Origin of the sequence: Mesorhizobium sp. L-8-3 (assembly GCF_016756615.1) — a bacterium.
Taxonomy (GTDB): Bacteria; Pseudomonadota; Alphaproteobacteria; order Rhizobiales; family Rhizobiaceae.
Map to the genome: position 1 here is coordinate 7997618 of NZ_AP023262.1, position 25576 is coordinate 8023193.

The following is a 25576-nucleotide window of genomic DNA, read 5'->3' on the forward strand; positions in this document are numbered from 1 at the left end:
GGATTCTCGGGTCACCTGCGGCTCGCTGCGCTCGCCTGCGGGCCCGAGAATGACGAAGGCGGGAGGTTGCTGCACGGCGACATGCGTATCTCCCGACGCCGACGATTTGCCGGAAGCGCGATCCCCTCTTTCGTCATTCTCGGGCCGAAGCACGCCGCGAAGCGGCGTGCGAAGTGACCCGAGAATCCATGCCGTGACCGATCCGAAGGCCGCAGGCGGTCGAGAAAAGGGATGGCTCGTGGGTCCACCCAGGCCCTTGGGCATTCTGCACCGGAGCAGTCGTCCGCGATGTCACGGCATGGATTCTCGGGTCACCTGCGGCTCGCTGCGCTCGCCTGCGGGCCCGAGAATGACGAAGGTGGAGTGGCACCCTTCCGAGACATTCGTCCCGCCTCGACGCCGACGATTTGCCGGAAGCGCAATCCCCTCTTTCGTCATTCTCGGGCCGAAGCACGCCGCGAAGCGGCGTGCGAAGTGACCCGAGAATCCATGCCGTGACGTGGACGCAAACTGCCGACGGTCGAAAAAGGAACGCTACCAGCCCGTCCCTCGGAACAGTTCATACCATTCCGGATTGAGGCTCTCGATCAGTTCGATCTTCCACTGGCGCGGCCAGTGTTTCAGGGTTTTCTCGCGCTGGATCGCGTCGCGGATGTCGAAGTGTTCCTCGTACCAGACAAGACGCTGTACGCCGTAGCGGCTGGTGAAGCGCGATCCCGTGCCCTCCTTGTGCTCGGGGATGCGCCGGCCGAGATCGTTCGTGACGCCGATATAGATGGTGCCGCGTTTCTGGCTCGCCGTCATGTAGACATAACCGGTCATGCGGGGAGGCTATCCAAAACGGCCTCGATTGCAAGCCATGGTTGAGGTGGTCGCATTCCGCACCGTGACAGCCGTCCGCAACGTCACGGCATGGATTCTCGGGTCACCTGCGGCTCGCTCCGCTCGCCTGCGGGCCCGAGAATGACGAAGGTGGGGCGGCGCCGCTTCCAGGCAGGTGGACCGTGACGGTAACATATCCACTTCGTCATCCACGGACGTGCGCACGCAGCGAAGCGAAGGGCGCACCGATCCGTGGATCCATGCCGTGACCGATCCGAAAGCCGAGACGGTCGAGGAAGAGGATGGCTCGCCGATGCACGCGCCCAAGCCCGCACTGCACCGAAGCAGTCGTCCGCGATGCCACGGCATGGATCCACGGGTCATCGAGCTCTTCGCTTCGTTCCGTGCGCTCGCCCGTGGATGACGAAGGGGAGATGTTGCCGCCCTATTCCCCCCGCTTCCGATCCGTCCGCACCCATGTCCCACTCCGGGAGCCAAACGCCAGCTTCGGATAAAGCGCCAGCTTGCGCAGCACATAGGGAACGACCCGCAGCAGCGCGCGTGGCGGTAGCGCATCGCGGCCGAAGGCGCCCCATGCAACCAGGGCGGCGATGACGAAGAGCGCGAGGCCAAAGGCCGACACGATGAATGCGAGGTGGCCGAGCGACAGGGCAAAAGTCAGGATCGCCGTTACCGCGAAGGCCGCCGTCATCAGCATCAGGAGCAGCGTGAGCGGCGGCACCAGCACGTCGAGGGCCACGGCGATCACATCGGCCCTGCCGGATCGCAAGGCCCCGGGCAACTGGCCGATACCCGAGGCGATCATGCCGATATGGCCTTCCTCCCAGCGCCGCCGCTGCGAGGACGCACCTTCCTGGGTGTAAGGGAAATGGCTGCTGATGCGGGCATCCTCGCAGAACAGGGCCGGCGTGCCGCGGCGCGCGAGGTCGAGGCCGAGCTTCATGTCTTCGACGAGGCTCGCATGGGCGAGGTCGGCGTCGCGGATGATCGCCCAGGGAAAGGCCATGCCCGTGCCGGTGAGATGGCAGGGAAGGCCGAGCCGGTGGAGCCCGGCCGGACGCACATGGTTCTTGATCAGGAAGGCCAGTTCGGCAACCTGCAGATTGAGGCCCCCGCCTTGAGGAACCGACATCAGGTTCAGGCCCTGGACGGGCCGGCCGGTCGCCGAGGCGCGTGCTGCGAGCCGATCGACCGAGCCCGGATCGAGCCGGCAGTCGGCATCGACGATGACCACGACCTGCGGCGGCGCCTTGCCGAAATGCCTTATCCCGAAATCCAGCGCATATCCCTTGCCGCGCGCCGATGCGTCCCGGCGCTCGACGACTTCGGCGTCCGCCTCGCGCGCTCTGGCGGCCGTGGCGTCGGCACAGTTGTCGGCGACGACGAGCAGACGGTCTCCCGGCCGGAGCTGACGGCGCAAGGCGATCACGGTCTCCGCTATGCCGTCCTCTTCGTCATGGGCCGGGACGAGGATCGCGGCCGACGGCCTGGCGTCCGGAACCATTGCTGCCGGCACGCCTCGCCGGGTCGCGGCGGCGAAAACCTCCACGGCGAAGACCACAACCGGAACCAGCAGCGCCAGATTGGCGATCACCAGGACAAGAAGCACAAGACCGACCATTTTTCCCTAACGCACGCAGGACCGCGTCCAGTCTAACCCATCCAATTTAACGATGTTTTGCGATTCGCAGCGTTTGCAGGCGGGCACCCTTGACGTGCCGATCTCCAATGATGTTAGACAACCAGAGATAAAGGGCGCCCATGGCGCACGCTGGCGGGGTCGTCGCCGCGGGGGTTCATTTTGGTACTCAAGGAAAGCAGCGGCGCCGCCCAAGCGCCAGTCCCGGCGATTCAGCGGACGCATTTTCTCGGCGTGCCCTTCGACAGGATCACCTTCAACGATGTCGTCGCGCTCATCGATGTCATGCGGGAGTTCGAGGGCTTCCGATATGTCGTCACGCCCAATGTCGACCACGTGGTCCGCTTCACGGGAAGCCGGGAACTCAGGGCCTGTTACGAGAATGCCTGGCTGACGGTCTGCGACAGCAAGCCCCTGGTCCTGCTCGCACGCCTGATGCCGCTCACGCTGCCCCGCGTCACCGGATCCGACCTGACGGCAAGCCTGTTCGGCAACGTGATCCGCGACGGCGACCGCATCACCATCATCGCGCCGAACGAGGCGGTGGTGGAAAAGATGCGGGCGAAATATCCCCGCCTCCATATCCGGGCCCATGTCCCGCCCTTCGGCGTGGGCGACAATCCGGCCGAGCTCGCGCGCTGCGTCGCGTTCGCCGTCGCCGAGAAGGCCGACTTCGTCTTCATCGCGATCGGCGCTCCGCAATCCGAGAAGATCGCCTACGCCATGTCGAAGGACAAACGCGCGTCGGGCATATGCCTTTGCGTCGGCGCCTCGCTCGAATTCATCACGGGCATGAAACGACGCGCCCCACGCTGGATGAGCAAGGTCGGGATCGAGTGGATGCATCGCCTCGCCTCGGATCCCAGGCGCCTGTGGCGCCGTTATGCGTTCGCCATCATGCCGTTGATGAGGCTGACCGTCGCCGAGTTTCGGCAGCGTCGGAAGGTGCGGACGGCTTCGGGGGTTTATGGGGCTGGTTCGCGGGGAAGTCAGTCGTTCCGCGACAAGTCCGACGCGAAGACGAAAGGGTGAAAATCGGACGCTCGGTGGGCTGAATGGAGGACCGCTCTCCGACCTGCCGCGGACCTTCTTTCAGGAAATCTAGATGATGCCGTGACCCTAAGGTGACGTTCTCAGAACTTTCCGACGGGGGACTGCTTTGCCCGCATTTACGTCATCCCTGGGGCATGGTCGGCTTACCTGTAAGCAGACATTCAGTTAGACGGGTGGTAGCCCATCTTTACCAACACCAAGTCCGTAAGCGACCAATCCGCTTCCAGCAAACCAATGCCTAGATGGCGTGCTGGGCCGAGATTTCTATGGCGCGCGTCTCCAATCAACCCAATTCTGAATACGTGACAGTCTTCTACATCCGAAGCACGCATTATCGTTCGGTGCCGGATATTATGATAGATAGTGGTTTTTTCAGAATAGCTAGCGTGCGCACTTCGAGTCGGTTCACCGGTGCCTGGGCTTCCGTGTCAAGCAGACGCACCGAGAAAATCGAGTTTACGAGAGCAATTGATGCGAATTTTCGGCTACGATTTCACACATATTGACGAGAGCCACCTAGAGGATTTGGGGACCCTCGAACGCGAGCGGGCTATTTATGCGGATCACTGGATTGAGGAGCTCCACGATTTTCGCCATGTTCGGATCAGGCTGACCGAGAGTGAAGTGACCGAATATGTTCGCGCCATGAAGGCGATGGATACGTTTCACGGGAGCGGAGCCACCTGGGCGCGTGACGTGCCGACGATCCCATCTGACATCGCCGAGCGAGCTGATAGCTACAGCATACGAACGAGAGATGGCAAGACCTACGGCCCGCCGTGGCATTGCGCGGCAGCCTTCTGTGGCCGCGAGATCGAAGAGATCCTGTGCTTCTCAGTGGCCCGGATGGAGGTCATTGAGGAACTCGGCACCGCGGCATTCCTCAGCACGATCCGCCGTGCGGTGGACGCGCTGACTCCGTCCATTCGCGCGTTCGAGAACCGCGAAAAGGGCCTGGCGACCTGGCCAATTATGCGTGAGGACGATGTCCGGGACCTACTCTACGCGATGCTCCGTGCCTCAATATCGGATATTAAGCGGGAGGAACCGATCCCATCCAAAGCAGGTGCTTCTCGCGTTGCGGACTTGCACAGCCCGGTCGCCCGTACGCTCATCGAGGTCAAGTGGATCGGACGACGTGGACGCCGCGTGCTCGATGAGATCCACATTGATATCCAGACCTATGGTCGCCACCCGGAATGCGACCATCTCGTTTTCGTCGTGGTGGATGCCGCTCGGGATGTCCCCGACCCCCATTTGGCAGAGACACAGATTAAAGGCACACAGGCGATCGGCGGTAAGACGCTATCTGTCACACTCTACATTCGAGAGCCGTAAAGTGCTGCTCGGTTATTAAGTGCACTGTCACCGTAATTCTAGGCGACCGCACAACGTGCGCTCTGCCACATTGGCAGCGATAGCGACTGCATCGCGCTCATAAAGAATATCAAGCGCGGCGTTCACGATTCTTTCCAGTTCCTCCTGCTCCATGCCCCCTCCATTACGAAGCCTTTGCTGATTCCAATCCTAGCGGTCTGGGCTTGAGAATTAATTCCCTCTTCCCAAACCGCCAGCGCCTTAGTCATGTTCTTTAAATGATCTCGGATTGCAAGAACGACAAGGTCGCGCAGGCGTATGGGTGACCGCGCTGCAAAACAAGGTGGCGGAAGCGCAAGAACGCCTCTATCGAAACGGGGCCTTGTGGATTTCAGTGACGAAACCCACAAGGGACGCGTCGCTGCGCTCAAAACCGAGCGCGATCATGCCCAGGCGGATGTGGAGCGCGCATTTGCCGAGTTGCGTCCCGAAACGCGCATCACCGAAGAAAAGATAGACTCGTTTGCGCGCCTTATGCGGGAGAACGTCGCACAGAGCCCGACTCCATCCCGCCGCTCCTATCTGCGCCCGGTAATCGCTGTTGAATAGGGTCTGCCCTTTGTCGCCGCCCACGTCGAAACCAGAAACGTTGCCATCGTGCCGGACAGATTGACGGCGAGCTGCGCATGTCGGGCTGCGGGCTTTACCTTTTTCGGGCCTGGGCTGTGCGCGTCACCGATCTTATTGCGTAGCGATCCCAAGGATTCGACCACCGATTGGCAGCTTCCGAGAATTTGCTTGAACACAGGTTCCGTGTGGCCATCCGGAGCCAGATTCAGGATCTTGGCTAGTTTTAGTTTTCGGTACAGCATGGGCAGATCGTCTTTTTCCTCATACGTTTCCCCCGCTTCGACGATGATCCACTTGCACACGTCCTCGAGCAACGTCCTCGCCAGGGTGATCGCGCCCTGAGGATCAGTATCTCTACGATCGAGAGCCTGTGTCCACCGTGCAGCCACCGTGTCAGGCTCGAAGTCGGCCAACGCCTGCGATATCCCATCATCCGCCGGGCTCCCGAGAGCGGCAGGCTGGACCTCGTAAACCGGACTGCCTGACATCCGCCGAACAATGATCAGACGATAACCGTCGTGGCGAAGGTGTTCATTGATCGCTGCGGCGAGTTCGATCTGCGCGTCAGGTGATTGTGTCAGTGGGCTGGTAACCTCTTCCAAAAACCGAAAGAATTGCCTTTGCGAGCAGCTCAGATAGCCAACCGCTTCCAACGTCTCCCGGTTGTCCCAATCGTTGTTCCTGACAAGCGCATTGAAGAGATCGTCATCCAAAGTCTGCTCCGACGGAGCATTCTCGAAGATGGATGACATTCGATGCGTCGGCCATACGCGGCGGATGAAGTCGATCTCGTCGAACTCGGTGCTGTAGGGCCGCTTGTTGAATAACGCCATGATCCGCCGACGGGTAAGTTCAGAAACCTTGGCCTGTCCGGTTTCCTGAAGCTTGGCCAGCGCCTCCGGCAGGTCATAGGAGTCAATTTCGTCGAGGAGCCGCTGGGCGATCAGCATCAACTCTGGCGCAGATTTCTCAAGTAGACGTCTTTCCGCATATTTGAACTTGCTCTTGAATGACTCGTCTCGATCCCCGTCCCGCAGCCCAAGCCGACTGCAAAGGGAGGGCACCTCGTTGGCGCTGAAATCTGAAACCGCACCTGCCAATGCATTTCTAAGCTGCTTGACTGCTGCCGGTGGATATTGCTGCATTGACTGCTGTTTCACCCGATGTCCTTCCTCCCTTCAATATACATGCGAATGCGCGGCCGTGGCAGTCGAAGTCGCCATTGTACTCGACTCTTTTTCTCCAGACGAGTCTGAGGTAGACTCACTTGGTAGACAGTCGGCTTGATTAAGGTGGATCGGGTTCGTTTCTACACCATCAGTTTCTTTGTTACTGGCGCCGTGCCATAGCCCTCTTTGGGTGTCCTGCCGCCGAAGACCGAGCGCGGGCGGCGCCGGTTGCCCTGCTACGCGCGGCCGTAGATCGTGATCCCGGCCGGGGCGTCGATGCCCATCGACAGACTGTCCTCATGCAAGGGATTGCCGATGGGTCGAAGGCCCGCGCCTGATATAAGCGAAAGGCCGAGGTCGCCCAGCATGGTATGGTGGGCGCGCTCCATCACGCGCAGGATCGCGACGTCTCCGTTTAGCCTGTGCGCGCGCGTGAGCAGCTGCATCTGGTTGTAGTTGGGCGCCCTGCCCCAGCCGGCCGGCGGGTGCTGCCGGATGCTTCATGCCGGGATAGGTGAAACGGTCTTGCGCCGAGACCACGACTGCTGCCTCGCGCAGGAATGCCTGTAGGATCTCCGCCGCCAGGCCTTTGTACCCAAAAACCTGAAACTGTGGCATGCTGCCAGCCATGCGATCCGAGCAGTTCAGCGCGAAGATCTCCGGGCTCGACGCCGTTGGCCTCACCCGAGCGCGGATCGCAACCGAGTGCCATCTTTCGCGCGGAGCGGTCTGGCTGCTCGCCGAAGGCATCGGTCGCGAACCGCTTTGCTCGACCGGTCACAAGATCGGGCGGCTGCATCAGAAGGTCGTCGGCGAGCGCCTCGGTCCGTCGCTCATCGGCAAGGCTCGGAGCACCCGCAAGCGTCCCCTGCCGTGGGGTCCTTTCGACGTCGAGCGTTGGGCCCTCGGCACCGAAAAGGTCAGGCAGACATGAGGCTCGTCCTCATCGCTCTCGCTGTCGCCCATAACTGGTATTCCGGCCACCATGATCCGGTCACCGGCTACGAATGCTGCGACAACAAGGACTGCCGGGTCATCAGCCCGCGCTATGTCGAGCCGCTGCCGGGCGGCAATTTCAACATCCGCACCGGGTCCAGGACAAGATACTTCATCCCCAAGAGCCGGGTTCTGGAGAGCGAAGACAGCCAGTATCACATCTGCACGTCCGCCCCGCATATGACGATCCGCTGCTTCTTCGCGCCACGCACCGAAGCAAGAGCGACGGATTACGGTGAACTACGGTGACAACGCACCAATTGGGATGACCGCGCCTTCGGCGCTCGGATCGCGACGTCGCCCTCGAGCCTGTCTGCGCGCATGGGCAACTGCACATGGCCGACCCCACTCTTTGCCGACGACGCGTAGCCCACCGACTTCGGCTGCGCTCCGGTCTTGTTGGTCTCTGCGTGCGTTTCCCCGCGCGAGAGCTGCCATCACCGCGCGCCGCCAATCGTCAGGTCTCACCGCCCAGCCCCGCCGCCCCTCATTGCCCGCCAACATAAAGCGCAAGCGCAGCCATCGTCCCGATCGATTGCTGGACGGTGTATTCCTGCTGCATGACCAAAGCAGGGTGCTCCACCAGATACTCGAAATAGGGCAGCGAGAAGCGCGGCGGGGCGATGCGGCGTTGCTCGGCATGCTCGGCGGTCCCCACCTCCGGAAGTGGAGACCACCAGGGGCCGAAGATCCAGCCATGGGCCGTTTTCGCCTGCGGCGCCCAGCCGTAGATCGTGATGCCATCAGGGGCGTCGATGCCCATCGCCAGGCTGTCCTCGTGCAAGGGATTGCCGACGGGCCGCAGGCCCGCGCCTGTCATCAGCGAAAGGCCGAGCTGGTTGGCGCCCAGCATGGCATGGTGGGCGCGCTCCATCACGCGCAGGATCGCGACATCGCCGCTCAGCCTGTGCGCGCGCATGAGAAGCTGCATCTGGTTGTAGTCGGGCGCCCCGCCCTGCCCCCAGCCGGCCGGTGCCGCCGGATGTTTCATGCCGGGATAGGTGAAACGGTCTTGCGCGGAGACCACGACAGCGGCCTCGCGCAGGAATGCCTGTCGGATATCGGCCGCCAGCCCCTCGTCCGCCCCCGGGCTGCTCATATAGTCCCAGGCGGCATCGCCCTTGTGCGCATAGAGGTCCCAGCCCTCGCGCCAACGCTCTTCGAAGAGTGCGCCATAGGCCGCTTGCCCCGTCAGGCGGAACAGCGCGGCCGCCGCTGCCGCGCGATACTCCGTCGCCAGGGCGTGCATCGCCGCCTTGCGTTCTTCCCACGCCCCGCCGGCGAAGGCGCCGGCAGCACTTCCTGCCGAAACGGCGTCGGCGTAGAAGGCATCGGGGTCGGCAAAGCCGCGCTCGCCCGCCCGCCATGCAGCCAATGCGCTGTCGCCGAAGAGCGCCGCAAGGCGCTCATTTCCAAGCCCCTTAAGCACCCTGGCGAGCTTGGCCGCGACGGCGGCATATTTGTAGCTCGACAGATGATCAGGCGCGTAGGCGAAGACCTGCTGATGTTCGAGATAGCTCGGCTCCCCCTTCAGCGGATGGCCGGCGCTTTCGATGCCGCCACGGATCGCGCCGTCGCTCGCCTGGAGGCGCCGGAAGAAATCCAGCACCCAGATCGCCTCATGGACCAGGTCCGGCAGCCCGTCCGTGTCGCGATAGGCTTCGTCGCCGAGCACCGCGCTGGATTTCGGCACGCCGAGGTCGATGCTGCGTTTCTCCGGCGGGAGGCTCTCGAAAGCCTCGAGCAGCAGCGCTGAAACCTCGACATGCTGGATGCGGCGGTCCCAGTCGCCGGCGTCCATATAGCCGCCCCAATAGTTTGCGGGCGCCCGGCGCTCCGTCAGCCAGGCCGGCTTGGCGCCATCCTCGAAGGGCACGAAGCCGCCACTGAACTCCGAGGACCAGGCGAGCGGCAGCAGGCTTTCGCGGATGTCCATGCCGGCATCGGGTCGGAAGGCGGCAGGCCGCTCGTAACCGAAGCGGCCGTCGAGCGCGATGCCGCTGCGATGGTTGTAGAGCCCGCCGATCGACATACGCGCCGATTTGAGCCACACGTCCTCGGAGATCAGAAACGGATCCGATACGCCCAGCCCCGCTATCTGCAGCCGGTAGATGCCATCACGCGCCGGTATCCAACCTGAATAGTCGAGCTCGAACACATAGGTGCCGGCGCGATTGGCGCGATGCGCCGGGGTGACTGTGGCGCCCACCGCGATTTCGGCCGGAAGCTCCCCGTCGACATCGACGACGTCGAAGCCTGTTTCGGTCGGCCGGTCGACTGTCGCGAAGGTTGCCGTGGCGTCCTGCTCTCCGCGCAACCTCTGAAGAGCGATGCGCTGGCCCTGGACGAGGCCGTGAGGACGACGGGTGGCGAAGGAGCGGCCAGCGACGGCGACGAGCGGAACCGGCTCGGCAGCGGCGTCGGCGGCATCAGGAAGATCCTGCGGGAGCCCGTTGCCGGGTTCCGGGTCGGACGGGCCGGCACGCAGCCTGACCGCGGCGGCGAAGACCTCTTCGCCGGCTTCGTCGAGGACCTTGAAGCGGTCGATCCCGTAACGGCGGAAGTCCACGGCCCCCTGGTCCGGTCCGCCCGGCAGCCAGAGCGACAGGAAGGCGATCTTGGCAAGGTCGGACCGCCGGTGCCCGATCTGCGTGGCATGGATGGACGCGGCGCGTGTGGAGCGATCGTCAAAGGTGATCCGCGTGCCGGCCGGCAGCGGGCCGCCGATCTCATATGTGCCCGGAGCGAGCGGGCGATCGAGCTGCAGATAGACCAGGTGCTTCATGGTCGCGCCGGTCCAGCTGTCTCCGCCGGGGCCACGGAACAGGCCGGAATCGTAAGGCATTGATTTGCGGTGGACCGCGACCACCCGGCGGCCGCCGATCGGCGCATAGGAAGCCGCATCATCGATCGCCGCGCGGTCGAGGAAGGCCTCGGGCGGGGTATCGGAGAGCCTGAGATGATCGCGTTTCGGCCCGATGACGAGGCCCCAGCCGTCGCCATGGCGGACCCAGCTTCCGGGCGCCTCGGTTCGCGGCCGGTCGAGGCTGATGATGGCGCCTTTCACGAAGGGGGCATCGCGCAGCTCGACCAGCACGATGTCGGGGGCGGCCATGGCAACGTCATGAACGCTCACCCCGTCGGCACGGGCTGCCGCCGGGATAACGGCGAGCAATAGGAGAAGAAGCCAGCCTGTCACTCTTGCGAGCATTCCCGCACCCTCGGCATTTCGCGTCGTTAACCCTATGACCGGATCGCGCCACCTGTTAACCAGGGTGGATACCCACCGTGATATAAGGGAGGGGTTAAAGCATGTCTCCCGAAACCGGGCATCGGCTTGGGGACAAAGACATGCGTCAAATCAAAGACCTACAGCGTGCTGTGTGAATCCATTCGCGGTACACGACAGAGTGGTTGAGGACATCCTGTTGGGGGCGGCGCATCTGCACCCCCCTCTGTCCTGCCGGACATCTCCCCCTCAAGGGGGGAGATTAGCCGTCATCCATCACGACGCCTGGTTCGGCGACGTAGATGATTGGCGAAACCCGGGCGGCCAGCCAATCTCCCCCCTTGAGGGGGAGATGTCCGGCAGGACAGAGGGGGGTGCAGATGCGCCAACCTACGTGACTTCCTCAACCATTCTGTCCTGCACTGCGTGAATCCGTTTTCACGCGGCACGCTGTAACGGCCCGGGACAAGTTAGTTGAAATTCGTCGCTCTGTTCATAGCGCTGGCTGCTGTCTTTCCGCTCAGTCTGGCGTTGCGCAGCAATCCCCGCTTCGCCCGTCTCGTCTGGATGGCGTTCGGCATGCTGCCGTTCCTCGCCGCGGCCCTGCCACTGTTCGACATCGGCCTCGTTTCGCTCGCGGGAAGCTGGATCGGTTTCGTCTACAGCCTGGAAGTCACCATCGTCGACATCCTCGCGCTGGCCGCCCTCTTCGCCATTCCGGGCGGACGTGTTCCCTGGTGGTGCAAGCTGCCGCTGCTGGTCTATCTGCTGGCCGCGGCACTCTCCATCTTTCAGGCCGACGAGCCGCTGGCCGCCAGTTTCGGCGTCTGGCAGTTCGCCCGGATGTTCCTCGTCATGGTCGTCGTGACCCGGGCCTGCCGCGAAGCGCCGCTTGTGGTGCTCGACATATTGCGCGGCATGGCCATCGGCATGGGCCTGCAACTCGTCGCGGTGCTCTACCAGCGCTTCGGCCTCGACCTGACCCAGGCGCGCGGCTTGTTCGTCCACCAGAACACGCTGGGGATGACGACACATTTCGTGCTCTATCCGCATCTCGCCATGCTACTCTACGGCTATGGCCGCATGCGGCCACTGTTGCTGACCGTCGCGGCCACGGTGGTCGTCGTCGTCTTCACGGCCTCGCGCGCCACCGTCGGCTTGTCGGCGCTGGGCATGGGCCTGACCTATGGCGTGCTGGCTCTGGCGGGCCTGACGCAGCGCAAGGTCATGCTCGGTCTCTCGGCGGCCGCCGCCCTTGCGGTCATGGGGCCGCTCGCGGTGGCGTCCTTCGAGAAACGCTTCGAAGCGGTGCCGCTCACCGAGAACCAATATGACGAGCGCGCGGCCTTCAACAGGGCTGCCCTCTATATATTGGCGGACCATCCGGCCGGGATCGGCTCCAACCACTATGTCCACATCGCCAGGAACTTCGGCTATTCCGACCGCGGCGGCGTCGCGCCCAGCGAGGGCAACCGCAACAACATCGTCCACAACGCCTATTGGCTCGCGGCCGCCGAGACCGGCTATTTCGGGCTGATCGGGTTCTGCATCATGCTGGCGGTGCCGCTGATCTGCGCATTGTGGACAGGATGGCGGGAGCGCAGGACGATAGAAGGGAACCTCCTGATCGGAATGGGTATTGCCTTGCTGATCGCCTGCCTGCATTCGTTGTATGAATGGATCATCTTCGCCCGCGAGGTGCAATATCTGTTGTTCACCACGATGGGCATGGTATTCGGGCTGACGCTCCATATCGGCGCCGCACGAAAGCTGGCCAGTCGTCCGGCCCAACGCATCGGACCCACCGCCGGGGCGCTCGGTCGATCGATCTGAAGGGCGTGGTAACCATGAATCGACAAAGCGGGGCGGCGACCCGCGGAATGGCGGCTTTCGGCGCGGGACTTCAGCCCATGTTAGCGCCTTGCGCCTAAAGCGGCCGGTAAGCGGAGTGCATATCGGATGTCTGGTTTCCTGAGGAAAATTCGCGGCTTCGGCCTCCTGGCGCTTGCCGGCGCAATGTGCCTGTCGCTTCAGGCCGGGGCGGAGGAATACACGCTGGGCGTCCAGGATCGCGTCAAGGTCTATGTCTCGGAATGGCCGGCGCTCAGCACCGAGGTCGCCGTCGGGCCGGGCGGACAGGTTTCGTTGCCCGTGGTGGGCGAAGTCCCCGCCAAGGGTCTCACCACCGCGCAGCTCGCTACGGCCATCGCCGAACGGCTGAAGCAGAAGGCCAACCTGCCGCAGCTTGTCGACACCTCGGTGGACATCGTCGCCTATCGGCCCTTCTACATCCTCGGCAGCGTGGCGACCCCGGGAGAATACGCCTACCGGCCCGGCATGCTGGTGCTCAACGCCATGAGCCTCGCGGGAGGCATCTATCGAAACGAGCGCGGATCGGAATGGGAGATCGAGCGCGTGTCGATCTCCAGCCGCGGCGAGCTTGCCGTGCTTGCCGGTCGCGGCATCGACCTCAACGCCGAGAGGGTGCGCCTCCAGGCCGAGCTCGACGACGCGACCAAGTTCCCGGCGACCGCGCCCGGCACGGATGCCAGGACTGCGCGAGCGCTCGACGAACAGCGCGCCATCTTCGAGGCCGCCCTGCAACGGCACCTCGCGGAGAAGGCCTCGCTGGAAGAGTCCGCCGCGCTGCGTGAAAAGGAGGTCGCCTCGCTCGAAAAGCAGAGCGCCGATGTCGCCGACAAGCTCGAGGCCACCCGGACAGAGCTCGACCAGGTCCGAGCGCTGGCCAAGCGCGACCTGGCCGTCAACAAGCTCTTTCCGCTCGAACGGACCTTCGCGGATGTGAAACGCGAGCAGCAGGCGGTCGAGATCGACAGGCTGCGCGCGATGCAGGAACTCAGCGGCCTGCAGCGCTCGGTGGCGGATCTCGAAGCGCGCCGGCACAACGAGGCGCTTGCCGGCATCCAGCGTGTCGACGCCCAGCTGCGCGACATCGAGGAACAGAAACGTTCGCTGCTTCGACTGGTCGACGGCGCCGCCTATTATTCGTCGCTGCTGGCGGACTCGACCGCGGCCGAAGATCAGCAGCAGCTGCGTTTCACGATCGTGAGGACCGACGCGGAAGGCAAGATCAGCGAAATCGAAGCGACGGAAACGACCGAGGTCGAGCCGGGCGATATCGTCAAGGTCGTCCGCCTGCTCGACATGACGACAGGCGCACTGCCCGAAAGCACGCCGGGCGCCGCCCGCTGACGCCCGCGGAAGGAATAACGACGATGCTCGAGGCAAACCATTTGCAGCATCCCCTGACCGAGGAGAGCGTGCGTACGCCGGGCGAGACCTATGATTGGCGCTGGATGCTGCGCGCCTTGCTTCGACGCCCCCTGCCGATCGTGATCGTGCCCGCGCTCTGCGTTCTGGCGGCGGTGGCCTATGTCATGCTGCGGCCGGCCAACTACACGGCGGTCACCATTTTGAACGTCACCGACTTGAGGCTCGCGAGCAGCGGCCAGGACACGTTCTTCGCCGAAGCGCAGTTCGAGCCGAGCTTCCTGGAAACGCAGATCCAGATCGTCGCATCGGAGCCGGTGGCGCGGACGGTGATCGACAAGGTCAAGCTGGCGGAGGCGACCGGCGGCGATGTCGAGCGGGCCCTGAAGCGATTCCGTAGCAGCCTGTCGGTGCAGCGCGTGGGCCAGAGCAATCTCGTGGCCATCGCCTATACGGCGCGCGACCCGCAGCTCGCCGCGACGGTCGCCAACGAAGTGGCCACGGCCTATATGGCGAAACTCCATGCCGACCGCGAGCTTGCCGTCCAGTCGGCGAGCAGCTGGCTGCGCGATCGCCTGCGCGAAGTGGGGCCGAAGGCGCAAATCGTATCGGCCGCCACGCCGCCGATCGACAAGAGCGACATGCGCGGCATCCTGATCATCGCCGCAGCCGCTGTCGCCGGCGCCGTTGCCGGGGCCTTGATATCCCTCGTGCTCGCTTTCCTCGACCGCCGCATCCGCACGCCCGAACAGGCCCTGGCCGCCAGCGGCGCCGAATGCCTCGGCATCGTGCCGCTGCTGGAACCGGCTGCGCGCGGCAGTACGGGCACGATGACCACGGGCTCGGGCCGTTTCGATTTTGCCGCGGCAGACACCATCCTCTCCGAGGTGGCGGCCCGCCCCTTTTCGCCGACCTGGCAGGCCCTGCGCAATGTCGGCGTCGCCATCGACGCACCGACGTCACGCCTGCGCAGGCTGGCGGTCACGTCGGCGCTATCAGGCGAAGGCAAGACGACGATATCAGCCAATCTCGCTTTGATGGCAGCAGCCGGCGGCAAGCGTGTGCTCCTGGTCGACGCGCAGCCCTACGACCCTGCCCTCTCCCGTGCCCTGGCGCCGTCGGCACGCACCGGGCTCGGCACGCTGCTTGCCGAGGCAGACACCAACCTTGCCGCCCATGTGCTCGAAGACCCGCGCTCGGGCGTGCATTTCCTCGCTTTCGGCAAGCCGGGCGATCCGGCAGCCAGCACCCAGCTTCTATGGTCGCCGGCCATGGATCGGCTCTTCCATCAGGCAACGGGCTATGATCTCGTCGTCTTCGACATGCCGCCATTGCTGGCGAGCGGCGACCTGCGCGCCGCCGCGGCCCATGTCGACGCGTTCCTGCTGGTCGCGGAATGGGGCAAGGTCTCGACCGACGAGCTCGGCGCGGCCCTAGCGCTTGCCGCTCCAGTCCGCGACCGGCTGATCGGCACCGTGCTCAACAAGGCGGCCATGGGAAAGAAACAAAGGCTGCTGTCGCCCGAGGCGGCCATCCTCGCCCGCCAGTCGGCATTCGCGACGGCGGCCGGCAAGGACCGTGGGCGCTGAGCCGCGATGAAGATAGCCTACCTCCTCAACACCTATCCGGCTCCAAGCAGCACCTTCATCCGCGGCGAGATCGAGGCCCTGGAGGAACTCGGCGTCGCGGTGACGCGGTTCGCCGTGCGCCGGTTCGACGGCCCGCTCGTCGACCCCGCCGACAAGCGCGAGGCAGGCATCACGCACTATCTTCTCGACGACAACAAGAAGGGCCTGCTCCTCGCGGCGCTCAAGGAGCTGGCGGTCAATCCGGTCGGCCTTATTAGGGCCCTGCCTGTCTGGCTGAGGCTCTTGCGCAACGCGCGCGGAGGCGTCGTCAGGCATGCCGCCTATCTCGTCCAGGCAGCGGCCTTGCGCCAGGAAGCCGAGCGACAGGGTATCCGTCACGTCCATACGCATTACAGCAACAACCCGACTGCGGTCGCGATGCTGTCCTCGATCCTCGGCGGCCCGAGCTACAGCTTCACCGCCCACGGCCCCGACGAATTCGCCGATCCAGAGCTTCTGAGCTTCGAGGACAAGATCGCACGGGCCGCTTTCGTCGTCGGCATATCCGCCTATGGCCGCAAGCTGCTCACGAGCCTTGCGCGACCGGCCGATGCGGCGAAGGTCCAGGTCGTCCATTGCGGCATCGAGCTCGACAACTTTGCGGTCGCCCCTGATGTCGCGGCGGATAATTTCACCTTCGTTTGTGTCGGGCGCCTCTGCCAGGCCAAGGGCCAGGTCCACATTCCCGCCGCCGTCGCCGCGCTGAAGGGGCAGTTTCCCGGGCTTCGCGTGGTGCTGGTGGGCGACGGCGACAGCAGGGCTGAGATCGAGGCCGAGATCGAAAAGCACGGCGTCGGCCGCGAGGTGGTGCTGCACGGCTGGGCGAGCAACCAGGAGGTCCGCCGCCTGATCGCCTCCGGCCGTGCCCTGCTCCTGCCGAGCCACGCCGAAGGGCTGCCGATCGTCATCATGGAATCGCTCGCCCTCGGCCGTCCGGTGCTTTCGACCACTGTCGCCGGCATTCCCGAGCTCGTCGACGCCGAATGCGGCTGGCTGGTGGAACCCGGCAATCACGACCAGCTCGTCGCGGCCATGCGCACCGCCCTCGAAGCCAGCCCCGCGACACTTCAGGCAATGGGCAGGCACGGCCGCGCCCGCGTGGAAGAACGCCACGACCGCCGCGCGCTCGGCCGGCAGTTGAGGACGCTGTTTGCGCGGACCGACGCCGGCGCACTCGACGCGAAAGCGACCAACGCGACGGCCGAAGCCCTTACAGACGCGGCGGACTGATCCTCGCTCTCCAGTTCCGCCGACCCGTCGGGCTACGTTATGCAGGTCGCGAAAGTACCCCTGCCATGAAGGCAGAGCGGAAAGCCTTTTTGTTTCAGTCGGATAAGGTTCTGCCAGATACCCCTCTCTGTCCTGCCGGACATCTCCCCCACAAGGGGGGGAGACCGGCCGGCCGCTTGGATTTCGCCAATCATCAACGTTGCAAGACGAGAGCCGTCATCGATGACAGCCAGTCTCCCCCCTTGTGGGGGAGATGTCCGGCAGGACAGAGAGGGGTACGAAGATACACGGCACTTTCATCCAGGATGGCGTCCGGCGCCGGGCGGTGTGTCTCATCCGACCGCGCTTCGCGCGGCCACCTTCTCCCACAAGGGAGAAGGGAGCGCCGGCAGCAGCGTTTCGGTCAATCGCAGACGTTGGTGATTTGCAGAGGCGGCCAAGCCAGGCTCCAGCCTTCTCCCCTTGTGGGAGAAGGTGGCCTCGCCCGGAAGGGCGAGGTCGGATGAGGGGTACTTCCACGATGTGCGGCATCCCTTGGAGCATCCCTGCCATCAAGCTCCATCGTCGGCTTTCCGGAATTGCGCTCCTCGCGCTGGCGCCGACAATCAGTCCATCGAGGCCGACCCGGCCGACCACGCTACTTGTATTCGATGATCGTGTTGCGGCGTTTCAAGAGCCGTCCCCGGTAGAAGCGCATCACGCCCTGCATCTCCGGAAACTTCGCCAGCACAGCGAAGAAGGCATAGGTCCAACTCGCGGGTTTTGCCGGTCCTTCCCGCATCGCGATCCTCGCCACCTGGACGGGATAGACGAGAAGGAGGGCGAGCAGCGCCGGGTGGATCAGCACCGCGCCCAGCACGACGCCAAGCGGCAGCGCGAGCCCCCAGAACAGTGCACGGCGGCTGCTTCGGGTCCAGATCGCGAAGGGCGTGCCGGCATGCCGCGCGGACACTTCGGCGAAGGCATGGCCGCCGCGCATGGAACGGCGCCACCACTGGGAGAAGCGCGTGATGTCGGCGTCATGCAGCGTCATCTCGGCATCGATGCGCCAGATGCGCCAGCCCTTCATGCGCAGCCTGACGCAGAGCTCCGGCTCCTCCCCGGCGATGAGATCGGGACTGTAGCCTCCGACGACGCGGAACGCCTCGGCGCGGATGACGCAGTCGCCGCCGGCCTCGGTCGCCTCGCCGACCGGCGTGTCCCATTCGCGGTCGCAGAGGCGGTTGTAGACGGAACGCTCCGGCGCGCGCTCGCGACGGCGCCCGCAGACCAGCGCGACGTCCGGATGGCTTTGCAGGAAGGCAAGCGCCTTGGCAATCCAGTCCGGCGCCAGTGTGCAGTCGCCGTCGACGAACTGCACGACTTCGACATCGGGCATGGCTTTGTCGAGCGCTGCAAAACCCGCGTTGCGCGCCCGCGCGGCTGTGAAGGGAATGCCCATGTCGAGCTCTACGACCCGTGCGCCGAGTTTCCGGGCCGCCTCGGCGCTGCCATCGGTCGAGCCGGAATCGACATAGACCGTCGAGGCCGCCAGTTCGCCCAGCGAGGCGAGGCAGGCGATCAGCCTGCGGCCTTCGTTCCTGCCGATGACGACGACGCCGACCCGTTCCATGCGTCAGCCCATCGCGCCGTCGAAGGCGGTGCCAAGGCCGAATTCCAGCCGAAGCAGGGTCAGCAGCCCCAGCAGCCCCAGCATCAGGGCGCTCATCATCACGTCCTGAAGGAAGAACGAGACATGCTCGCGCCTCTGGCCGAAAAGGATGAGGAAATAGCGGCAGACGTCGCTGAGGGCCAGCACCACGATCGCGCCGAGCAGCCCGGCAACGTGAAGTCCCAAGGGGATGCCGACAACGAGGCAGGCGAGCTTGGCCATGTTGCCGGCCGCACCGTAGAGCGGCTTGCCGACGCCGAGCAGGGCATATTCGTTGATGCTGCACAGGATCGCGCCCCAGACCCCGATCAGCAGGACGGGCAGCATCCAGCCGGCCTCATGATAGCGCTCGTCATAGACGATGCGGACGGCATAGTCAGCAAAGGCCGTGCCGAACCCCATGGCGAGCGCGCAGGCGAGAAGCAGCTTGAGCCGCAAGGGGCTGAGATGCCGGCGCAATTCGCTGCGCGGCCGGTCCTGCTCGCGTGCGATCATCGGAAAGACCAGCGAATGGCCGAGCCGCGAGATCAGCGCGCCCGGCAGATCCGCGACGTTGCGGGCGATGCCGTAGATGCCGAGCAGCGCCAGCGGAATGCTCTGCCCGAGATAAAGCTTGTCGAAGCTCGCGCACAGGAAGGAAAGCAGCGAGGCGAGATAGATCCATTTGCCGAAGGACAGGATCTGGCGCGCATAGTCCGGCTGCCAGGCGAACCAGTTGCGCGCGTGGGGCAGCATATAGGTCGCGACCGTCCGGATCGCGGCGGCGAGCACATTGGCCAGGATCAGCGACCAGATCGTCGGGCTGTAGAGGGCGAGCCCGACCACGAGCGCCACCGAGACGAAATCCATGGCCAGGTCGAAGAGGTTGAGGCGCACGATCTGCAGCCGTCGCTGCATGATATAGATCGAGATCGACGCCGCCCCCATGATGACGAGCGTCAGCGCCGAGAACTGGATGGCGGAAGCCGGCAGTTCGTAGAGTTTGCCGAGCGGAGCGGCTGCGACGAACAGGATGCTGAACAGGACGGCGCCGCGCAGGATCTGGATCGTCCAGGCGGTATCGAGGAAACGCTGCTTCTCGCCGGCGCTGTTGTGGACGATGTTCTGGCCGATGCCGACATCCGAGATCAGCTCGATGCCGTTGCGCAAGGTGTTGATGACGAGCATGATCCCGAACACCTCGGGCACCACGAGGCGGGACAGGACGATATTGGAACCAAAGCGCAGGCCGACCGAAAGGCCGTAGGTGCCGATCGTCCAGAACGCACCGCGCATCACCAGCTTTTTGGAATTGAGCATCGTCCTTCACGCAGGCATTCGTCAGCGACCAGCCCCTAGCAGGTGCGGCGGCGAAGTCGATGCATAAAACCATGAAGACCTTAGCGGATTCTTGCCCGGTTGCATGCATTGCAACCGACGGGACGTTGCCATCTCCACAGGGCGAGTGCCCCCAATCGATGACAGCCTCTCTCTCTCCCCGCTTGCGGCTAGGACATGCACACATCGTGGGATACCCCTCATCCGACCTCGCGGAGCCTGTCCTCGGGCTTGCCGGAGGCAAGACCCGTGGGCGAGGTCGGATGAGGGGTCACCCGGGTGCAAAGGCCACAAGGCACGGGCAAGTAGGCGACTCGGTGGCCGTAAGCAACGTCTTGGCCCGCAGAGAATATGTGCATCCCCTAGCCGTCTGCGAGCGCAGCGAGCCTCGAAGAACGCACCCGGCTCCGCTTCAAGCCGACCGGCTCGCGCCGATCAGCTTCAGCCACGGCGCCGCGTGGAAGGCGCTCATCAGCAGATACATCGCGACCATGCCGTCCAGAGGCCATGCTTGCGCGGCCGAGCAGAGCGTCGCCGCCGGGCCGCCGCCCAGGACGCCGGTCAGCAGCGCCATGGTCGCGAAGGTCGGCGTCGCCGCGAAAGCGAGCCCTTCGGCCGCCCTGCGCCCGACGGCGTTGCGGCGGGTCGCCCGCCCGCCGGAGCGGGCGGAACAGACGAGGCTCATGGCTTCGTGCTCGCGCTCTGTTCCCGGAACGCCGCCTCGCCGGCATCCGACACCTCGACCCACTTCTTGTCGGGCTCCGCGTCCGCGACGTAGCTGTCGTGCCAGTTCCACCATTTGTAGGTCGGGGTCTGGGGATAGCCCTCGGGCGAATCCTCCCAGACCTCCTGCCGGCCGAGCGGCGTGATGTCGAGATAGTTCCAGGTGTTGCCCATCTGCTCGTCGCCGCGGTTGTTGATGAAATAGGTGCGGAACACGCGGTCGCCGTCGCGGTAGAACACGTTTGTGCCGTGCCACTCGTCCACGCCGAAGTCGGCGTCGAAGCCGTCCGTGATGGTGAACCACGGTATGTCCCAGCCCATCTTCGCCTTCAGCCGCTCGATCTCGGCCTGGGATGCGCGCGAGATGAAGACGAGGGTGGTGTCCCGGGCATTGAGGTGGGCAAGATGGGCAACCTGGTCGGCCACCATGGAGCATCCCCGGCAGGCATGGTCAGGCCAGCCGAACACGCCTGGCTCGAAGAAGGCGCGGTAGACGATCAGCTGACGCCGGCCCTCGAACAGATCGAGCAGGCTGACCCTGCCGGCCGGTCCCTCGAAAGCATAGGTCTTGTCCACGGCCATCCACGGCATGCGCCGGCGCTCGGCGGCAAGCGCGTCTCGGGCGCGGGTCTGGGCCTTTTCCTTGACGAGCAGTTCGTTTCGGGCCTGTTCCCAGGCCTGCGGGGACACGACCGGCGGTGTCTGCATGGCAATCTGTGCGCTCCTGCGTCCATTTTCGGCTGATGTGGTCATGGCAACCTCCTGTTTCCGACGAAATCCCCCAAGGCCGAAGCGCGTTCCATCCGCGGCTCGACGCGTTGGTCGTCAGACAGCTTGGCACCGGAATTCGAATGCGGGGAGTAACAAGTGTGGCGCTATTTCGACGAGATCATCGTGCGCCGCGGTGGCGTGGAACTGCCGGGAACCGGCGTCTTTTTCGCCTGCATCGCGATGCTCCCGCCGCCAGCCGGGGCATGCTTCAATACGGATGGATATCGGTGTCGGCCGTCATGGCCTGATGACCCGCTTCATCACCGCCTTGAAGCGGCTCGCGACGTTGCCGAATCCGTCCGACGTTCCGTGGATCTCGTCCGCCCAACTATCGACGGGGCCCAGGGCGCCCCGGACATCCACCACATGCACCTTCGTCACCCGGCTGTTGCCTGCGATCTTGTCGAACATATCGTAGAGACGGTCGATCAGCAGTTTGACGATCTCGCGCTGCAGGGTCGGATCGACGATCCCCTTCTCTCTCATGGGAGCGCCAAGCCATTTGTCCTGCGCCGCCCAGATAGGGTGTCGCGGGTCTTCCGCGAAGCCGCCCGGGATCGCGTAGTCGTAACCGTGGATCAGGATCGGAAGGTCCTTGCAGGCGGGGATCGCGTGGACCGTTGCGATCACTTTGCGATAGGCCTCCTCGAGGAATGAGAAGACCGCTCTTGAGGCTTTGGGGTCGATATGCGCGCCGGCGCCCTTGCCACGCTGATAATTCTTGAGCAGCTTGAGCAGGACGGAGTTGCCATTGGCGTCGGCTCCGATAATGTCGTTCCCTGCTGCCGACAGCAGGAAGGCGGCTATCCTGCGTTTCTTCTTCGCAAGCCTCTCCTCCAGCGTCGCGAGCTCGCGCGCATATTCGGGGTCGCGGTGGATCATGTTGTCCGCCGTGTCGCCGGCCGCCCCGAGGCAGCGAATGACGAAGTCGCCGTCCAGGTGATCGACGACCTCGTCGATGAGCAGCGGAAACTGGAACCAGGAGTCTCCTTCGACCAGGAGGATGGGCTTCGGATCGTTGGAATTCAGTCTCTGCTCGAACCGCTGCTCCCTCCGCCAGCGGGAGAAGCGGTTGCCCCAGTTCATGGCGCTTTCCACCTCGACGCGGTCGATCTGGTCCATGATGACCCTGGTCGGATCGGGCTCGACGATCGGCGAGAAGGGAGCATGGTCCCGCGGCGATACCTGCAGGTAGGGCCGTATCTTCGCGTCGGGCACCGACGGATCGCTGAGCATGCGCTTCAGCTCTTCGAAGGTTATCTGGCCGGTTGCGCCTGGCGACGCGGACGGCCTTCGGGCGGCTCTGGCATCCTGCTGGATCCTGTCGAGCAGCCTGTCGACGTCGAGCGGCCCCAGAGCGGCATCGGCAGCTTCCTCCGCGCTTGGCCTCTCCCGCAGGGCGAGGCGGATCATGATGGGCCGGTGGTCCGACACCGTCTTCACGAAGTCCCCGATTTCGCGGTCGCGCGCGACGACCAGGAACTCATCGTCTCCGAATGTGTGCTTGAGGTTCGGCGACAGGAAGATGTTGTCGATGAAGGATTTGAAAGGGCTCTTCAGATAGGTGAAGGCGCCATCCTGCTCGTCGTCGGCCCCCATCGGGCGAAATCCCGAATCCTTCAGGCGGTCGAGATCGCCGCTGGCGAGGGTCGCGTTCATGTCGCCGCCGAGAATGATATCCTCGATCCCATCCTGTTTGAGGGCCTCGAGCGCACGCCGGAGGATGCCGGAAGCCATGCGTCGACGCAGGCTTCCCTCGGACATTGCCTTGAGGTGAAGCGGAACGACGTGGAGCGTGATGGGACCGGCCCCATAGTGCTTGCGCGTCACGAAGCGGAACAGCCCGGGATAGCGATCGAAAATCTTCCCGTGAACGGCCTCGAATTCGGAAGCGGCAGGATCGTCGCTCCGCATCTCGAACAGCGGCCGAACCTCCTGCGGCCATTCTGCCGGAGACCCGTCCAGCACGGCGGTCCGCCAGATCACCGCTGTCGACTGCTTGCCGTCTCCGGCGTCGGGCTCCGAGAATGCGCATCCGTAGTCTTCTCCGAAGCGATCCTTGATCTCGCTGACCAGCGCCCTGACGGCGTTGGGAGAGACCTCGGACAGGCCCCAGATATCGAGCTTCATGTCAGCCAATACCGCTGCCGCCGCCTCGAGTTTGGTCCCTTCGTCGTAGCGCGACGCCAGATGCTCGATATTCCAGAACCCGACGTCGATGTCGGCATCGTCGCCGGTATAGGCATTGACGACCCGCTCGAGGTCGTTGGCACCCGCGGGACGCCGGCCAAGGGCGCCGAAGAAGCCCGTGAGCGTGTCGGATCCGCGTATGGCAGAGAGCACCTCGCGCGCGGCCGCAGCTTCCGGACCAGCGGACTGGGCCTTGGTCTCGAGGTCGAGGGCAATGGCCGCGATCTTGATGCCTTCGTTGACATAGTTCGACTTGTGTCCATCCTTCAGCGTGACATCCTGCTCGCGCGTGGCATGGTGAAGCGCGATCAGGTTGCCCTGTCTGTTGAACACCGGGGCGCCGGAAGAGCCGTAATCCGTATCCGATGAATAGTGGACCACGCGGCTGTCGACCTTCAGGATGTCGGTGTCATCGACCGAGGCTTCCTTCAGGCGGCCGTCAGGGTGATGGATGACGAAGGCCTGTTCCCCCTCCATCATTGTGAACGACGAACGTTCGAGCAGGATGGTTCCGAATTCGGTTGCGGCGGAGGAGTCGATCCAGACGAATGTGTAGTCGAGTCCATCTGCCGCAGGGCTGGTGATGAAGAGCCGTCGCGGATCCAGCTTGAAGACCTTCTTCGAAGGAGAGAGTGCGCTCGTGCCGCCGAGCAGCGCCTCCTCACCAACTTCATAATCGAATTCGACCGTGGCCTTGCCAGCCACCGCATCGCTGTTGAGAACATGGTTGTTGGTCAGGAAGAGGTTCGGAGCCACGAGAAAGCCAGTTCCGCCCCATGCTCCCGTGTAGCCGCGAAAGTCGGTTCCGTCTGTCTGGATTCGAGCGACCGCGCGCCTCCGATCGGCCAGTACCTTCAGGAGCGTTGCGGATATCGTGACGTAGCGGCCGATCGCGCGCTCGAAAGTGACCCCGACCTCCCGGACTTTCTTCCATCCGAGTTGCATGCTTTCCGGATCGGTGACGGGCAGCCTGGCGCGGATGTCGGCGAACGATGCTTCCGGCTTCGAAGCAGAGGCGAAGGGAATGTCCCGCAGGGCCTGCCCGGAAATCGAGTCAACCACGGTGCCCTCCCACGTTGGACAGACTACGTTCAGGTCGATGCTATTGCGTGCTGTATCAACAACAGACCGATCGCAGTGCATTTTCATTCATAGTGCCATGAATATTCCAGCAGTAAAGAGCATCGCGTCGGAAGTGTCACGCACGCTGTTGAAGCGCGTCGCGATCTATCAGATTCCCTCAACGCGCTTTATGTTTTTGTTCTACGCATGTTATGTCCCGAAACCGGCTCCCGCTTTTCGGGAGACATGCTTTAGTCTTTGAGACCAAGCAGCAAAAACAGGCGCGCGAGCGCGGCGCGGAAGTCTCGAACAGCATTCGCGTCCTGCTGGACAAAATGCTGCAGACAGTAGCGGAAACGGCCATCAAGTGCGGCATAGGCATCGACCGGATCGATAGCTGTCGCCCCCAGGCGGTCGAGCAGATGCCGGACAATGCCGATCAGGGCGCCCTCGATCTCATTCACGGTCGGCCGGAAACTCTCGTCGAACAGCGCCTGGGTGCGAATATCGTACCAGAGCCGGTGCGCATCGGCATCTTCCTCGATGGTCCGAACCAGCCCGTCGATGAAACCCTCGACCATGGAATCCGGCGATGTCGACGAGTCGATGATCAACCGCATCCTCGCGACGAACTCGGCCTTGTACTGCTCGACGCAATAGGAGATGAGATCGATCTTGTCTTCGAAGTAGTAGTGGATCACGCCCACCGACACACCGGACTGCGTGGCGATGTCGCGCAGGCTGGTGTTGGCGTAGCCAAGCTGCGCCAGCGTCAGGATCGCGCTCCTGGCCAGCTCGCGCTTCTTCTCCACGCGCTTGTCGGCCTTCCTTTCGGCCACTTCGCGCATGCGTCCGATCTTCTGCGCAGCCGCTGTGTCCATCCTGACGCTCGTCCCT

Annotated in this window: 21 protein-coding genes; 9 read left to right on the forward strand and 12 right to left on the reverse strand. The window is 64.0% G+C overall.

From position 1 onward, the window contains the following. Nucleotides 1-534 precede the first annotated feature (534 nt). Both JN302_RS36725 and JN302_RS36730 read right to left on the reverse strand, forming a co-directional pair. Complete coding sequence (locus JN302_RS36725) at nt 535-822, reverse strand: GIY-YIG nuclease family protein (RefSeq protein WP_202309209.1); 288 nt, start codon at nt 820-822, stop codon at nt 535-537. Nucleotides 823-1267: 445 nt separating this feature from the next. Next, entirely contained in the window at nt 1268-2464 is a 1197-nt protein-coding gene (locus tag JN302_RS36730) for a glycosyltransferase family 2 protein (protein ID WP_202330865.1), read from the reverse strand. Between the two features lie 180 nt (nt 2465-2644). On the opposite strand from JN302_RS36730, the gene JN302_RS36735 reads away from it, so the two are divergent. Both JN302_RS36735 and JN302_RS36740 read left to right on the forward strand, forming a co-directional pair. Further along, nucleotides 2645-3514 (forward strand): WecB/TagA/CpsF family glycosyltransferase, encoded by an 870-nt coding sequence (locus JN302_RS36735; RefSeq protein ID WP_244846120.1) that lies wholly within the window; start codon nt 2645-2647, stop codon nt 3512-3514. Nucleotides 3515-4006: 492 nt separating this feature from the next. After that, nucleotides 4007-4873 carry a PD-(D/E)XK nuclease domain-containing protein gene (locus JN302_RS36740; protein WP_202330866.1) on the forward strand — a complete coding sequence of 289 codons (867 nt, stop codon included), beginning with the start codon at nt 4007-4009 and terminating at the stop codon, nt 4871-4873. Nucleotides 4874-4900: 27 nt separating this feature from the next. Here JN302_RS36740 and JN302_RS39720 read toward each other — a convergent pair whose 3' ends face one another. After that, nucleotides 4901-5026 (reverse strand): hypothetical protein, encoded by a 126-nt coding sequence (locus JN302_RS39720; protein ID WP_274609246.1) that lies wholly within the window; start codon nt 5024-5026, stop codon nt 4901-4903. Between the two features lie 210 nt (nt 5027-5236). Here JN302_RS39720 and JN302_RS36745 point away from each other — a divergent pair, with 210 nt between their 5' ends. Further along, on the forward strand, nt 5237-5461 hold the full coding sequence (locus tag JN302_RS36745) for a hypothetical protein (RefSeq protein ID WP_210382578.1): 225 nt from the start codon (nt 5237-5239) through the stop codon (nt 5459-5461). On the opposite strand, the gene JN302_RS36750 is transcribed toward JN302_RS36745, so the two are convergent. Both JN302_RS36750 and JN302_RS36755 read right to left on the reverse strand, forming a co-directional pair. Next, nucleotides 5431-6642 carry an abortive infection family protein gene (locus JN302_RS36750; protein ID WP_244846121.1) on the reverse strand — a complete coding sequence of 404 codons (1212 nt, stop codon included), beginning with the start codon at nt 6640-6642 and terminating at the stop codon, nt 5431-5433. The genes JN302_RS36745 and JN302_RS36750 overlap by 31 nt on opposite strands. Before the next feature lie 245 nt (nt 6643-6887). Beyond that, a complete protein-coding gene (locus JN302_RS36755) occupies nt 6888-7097 on the reverse strand; it encodes a hypothetical protein (RefSeq protein WP_202330868.1) in 210 nt (69 codons plus the stop codon). Between the two features lie 170 nt (nt 7098-7267). Between JN302_RS36755 and JN302_RS36760 the strand changes: the two genes are divergently transcribed. Both JN302_RS36760 and JN302_RS36765 read left to right on the forward strand, forming a co-directional pair. Further along, nucleotides 7268-7585 carry a hypothetical protein gene (locus JN302_RS36760; protein WP_202330869.1) on the forward strand — a complete coding sequence of 106 codons (318 nt, stop codon included), beginning with the start codon at nt 7268-7270 and terminating at the stop codon, nt 7583-7585. Next, a complete protein-coding gene (locus JN302_RS36765) occupies nt 7582-7896 on the forward strand; it encodes a hypothetical protein (protein WP_202330870.1) in 315 nt (104 codons plus the stop codon). The genes JN302_RS36760 and JN302_RS36765 overlap by 4 nt, the downstream gene beginning before the upstream one ends. Nucleotides 7897-8134: 238 nt before the next feature. Here JN302_RS36765 and JN302_RS36770 read toward each other — a convergent pair whose 3' ends face one another. Beyond that, complete coding sequence (locus tag JN302_RS36770) at nt 8135-10858, reverse strand: glycoside hydrolase family 9 protein (RefSeq protein WP_202330871.1); 2724 nt, start codon at nt 10856-10858, stop codon at nt 8135-8137. A gap of 492 nt (nt 10859-11350) precedes the next feature. On the opposite strand from JN302_RS36770, the gene JN302_RS36775 reads away from it, so the two are divergent. The 4 genes from JN302_RS36775 (at nt 11351) to JN302_RS36790 (ending at nt 16965) form a co-directional block, all read left to right on the forward strand. Then, entirely contained in the window at nt 11351-12709 is a 1359-nt protein-coding gene (locus tag JN302_RS36775; RefSeq protein ID WP_202330872.1) for an O-antigen ligase family protein, read from the forward strand. Between the two features lie 126 nt (nt 12710-12835). Further along, complete coding sequence (locus JN302_RS36780; protein ID WP_202330873.1) at nt 12836-14089, forward strand: polysaccharide biosynthesis/export family protein; 1254 nt, start codon at nt 12836-12838, stop codon at nt 14087-14089. A gap of 23 nt (nt 14090-14112) precedes the next feature. Then, a complete protein-coding gene (locus JN302_RS36785; protein WP_202330874.1) occupies nt 14113-15696 on the forward strand; it encodes a tyrosine-protein kinase domain-containing protein in 1584 nt (527 codons plus the stop codon). Between the two features lie 6 nt (nt 15697-15702). Continuing rightward, entirely contained in the window at nt 15703-16965 is a 1263-nt protein-coding gene (locus tag JN302_RS36790) for a glycosyltransferase family 4 protein (protein WP_202330875.1), read from the forward strand. A gap of 637 nt (nt 16966-17602) precedes the next feature. Here the strand turns inward: JN302_RS36790 and JN302_RS36795 are convergent. From JN302_RS36795 to JN302_RS36820, 6 genes are all read right to left on the reverse strand, one after another. After that, on the reverse strand, nt 17603-18577 hold the full coding sequence (locus JN302_RS36795) for a glycosyltransferase (protein WP_202330876.1): 975 nt from the start codon (nt 18575-18577) through the stop codon (nt 17603-17605). Nucleotides 18578-18580: 3 nt separating this feature from the next. Beyond that, entirely contained in the window at nt 18581-19915 is a 1335-nt protein-coding gene (locus tag JN302_RS36800; RefSeq protein WP_202330877.1) for an oligosaccharide flippase family protein, read from the reverse strand. Between the two features lie 430 nt (nt 19916-20345). Continuing rightward, nucleotides 20346-20618 (reverse strand): hypothetical protein, encoded by a 273-nt coding sequence (locus JN302_RS36805; protein WP_202330878.1) that lies wholly within the window; start codon nt 20616-20618, stop codon nt 20346-20348. Further along, a complete protein-coding gene (locus JN302_RS36810; protein ID WP_202330879.1) occupies nt 20615-21409 on the reverse strand; it encodes a DUF899 domain-containing protein in 795 nt (264 codons plus the stop codon). Before JN302_RS36810 ends, JN302_RS36805 begins: the two co-directional genes overlap by 4 nt. 255 nt (nt 21410-21664) lie before the next feature. After that, the gene (locus JN302_RS36815; RefSeq protein ID WP_202330880.1) at nt 21665-24679 is read right to left on the reverse strand and encodes a trypsin-like peptidase domain-containing protein; all 3015 of its coding nucleotides are present in this window, start codon (nt 24677-24679) and stop codon (nt 21665-21667) included. Between the two features lie 251 nt (nt 24680-24930). Next, on the reverse strand, nt 24931-25560 hold the full coding sequence (locus tag JN302_RS36820; RefSeq protein ID WP_202330881.1) for a TetR/AcrR family transcriptional regulator: 630 nt from the start codon (nt 25558-25560) through the stop codon (nt 24931-24933). Nucleotides 25561-25576: the final 16 nt, after the last annotated feature.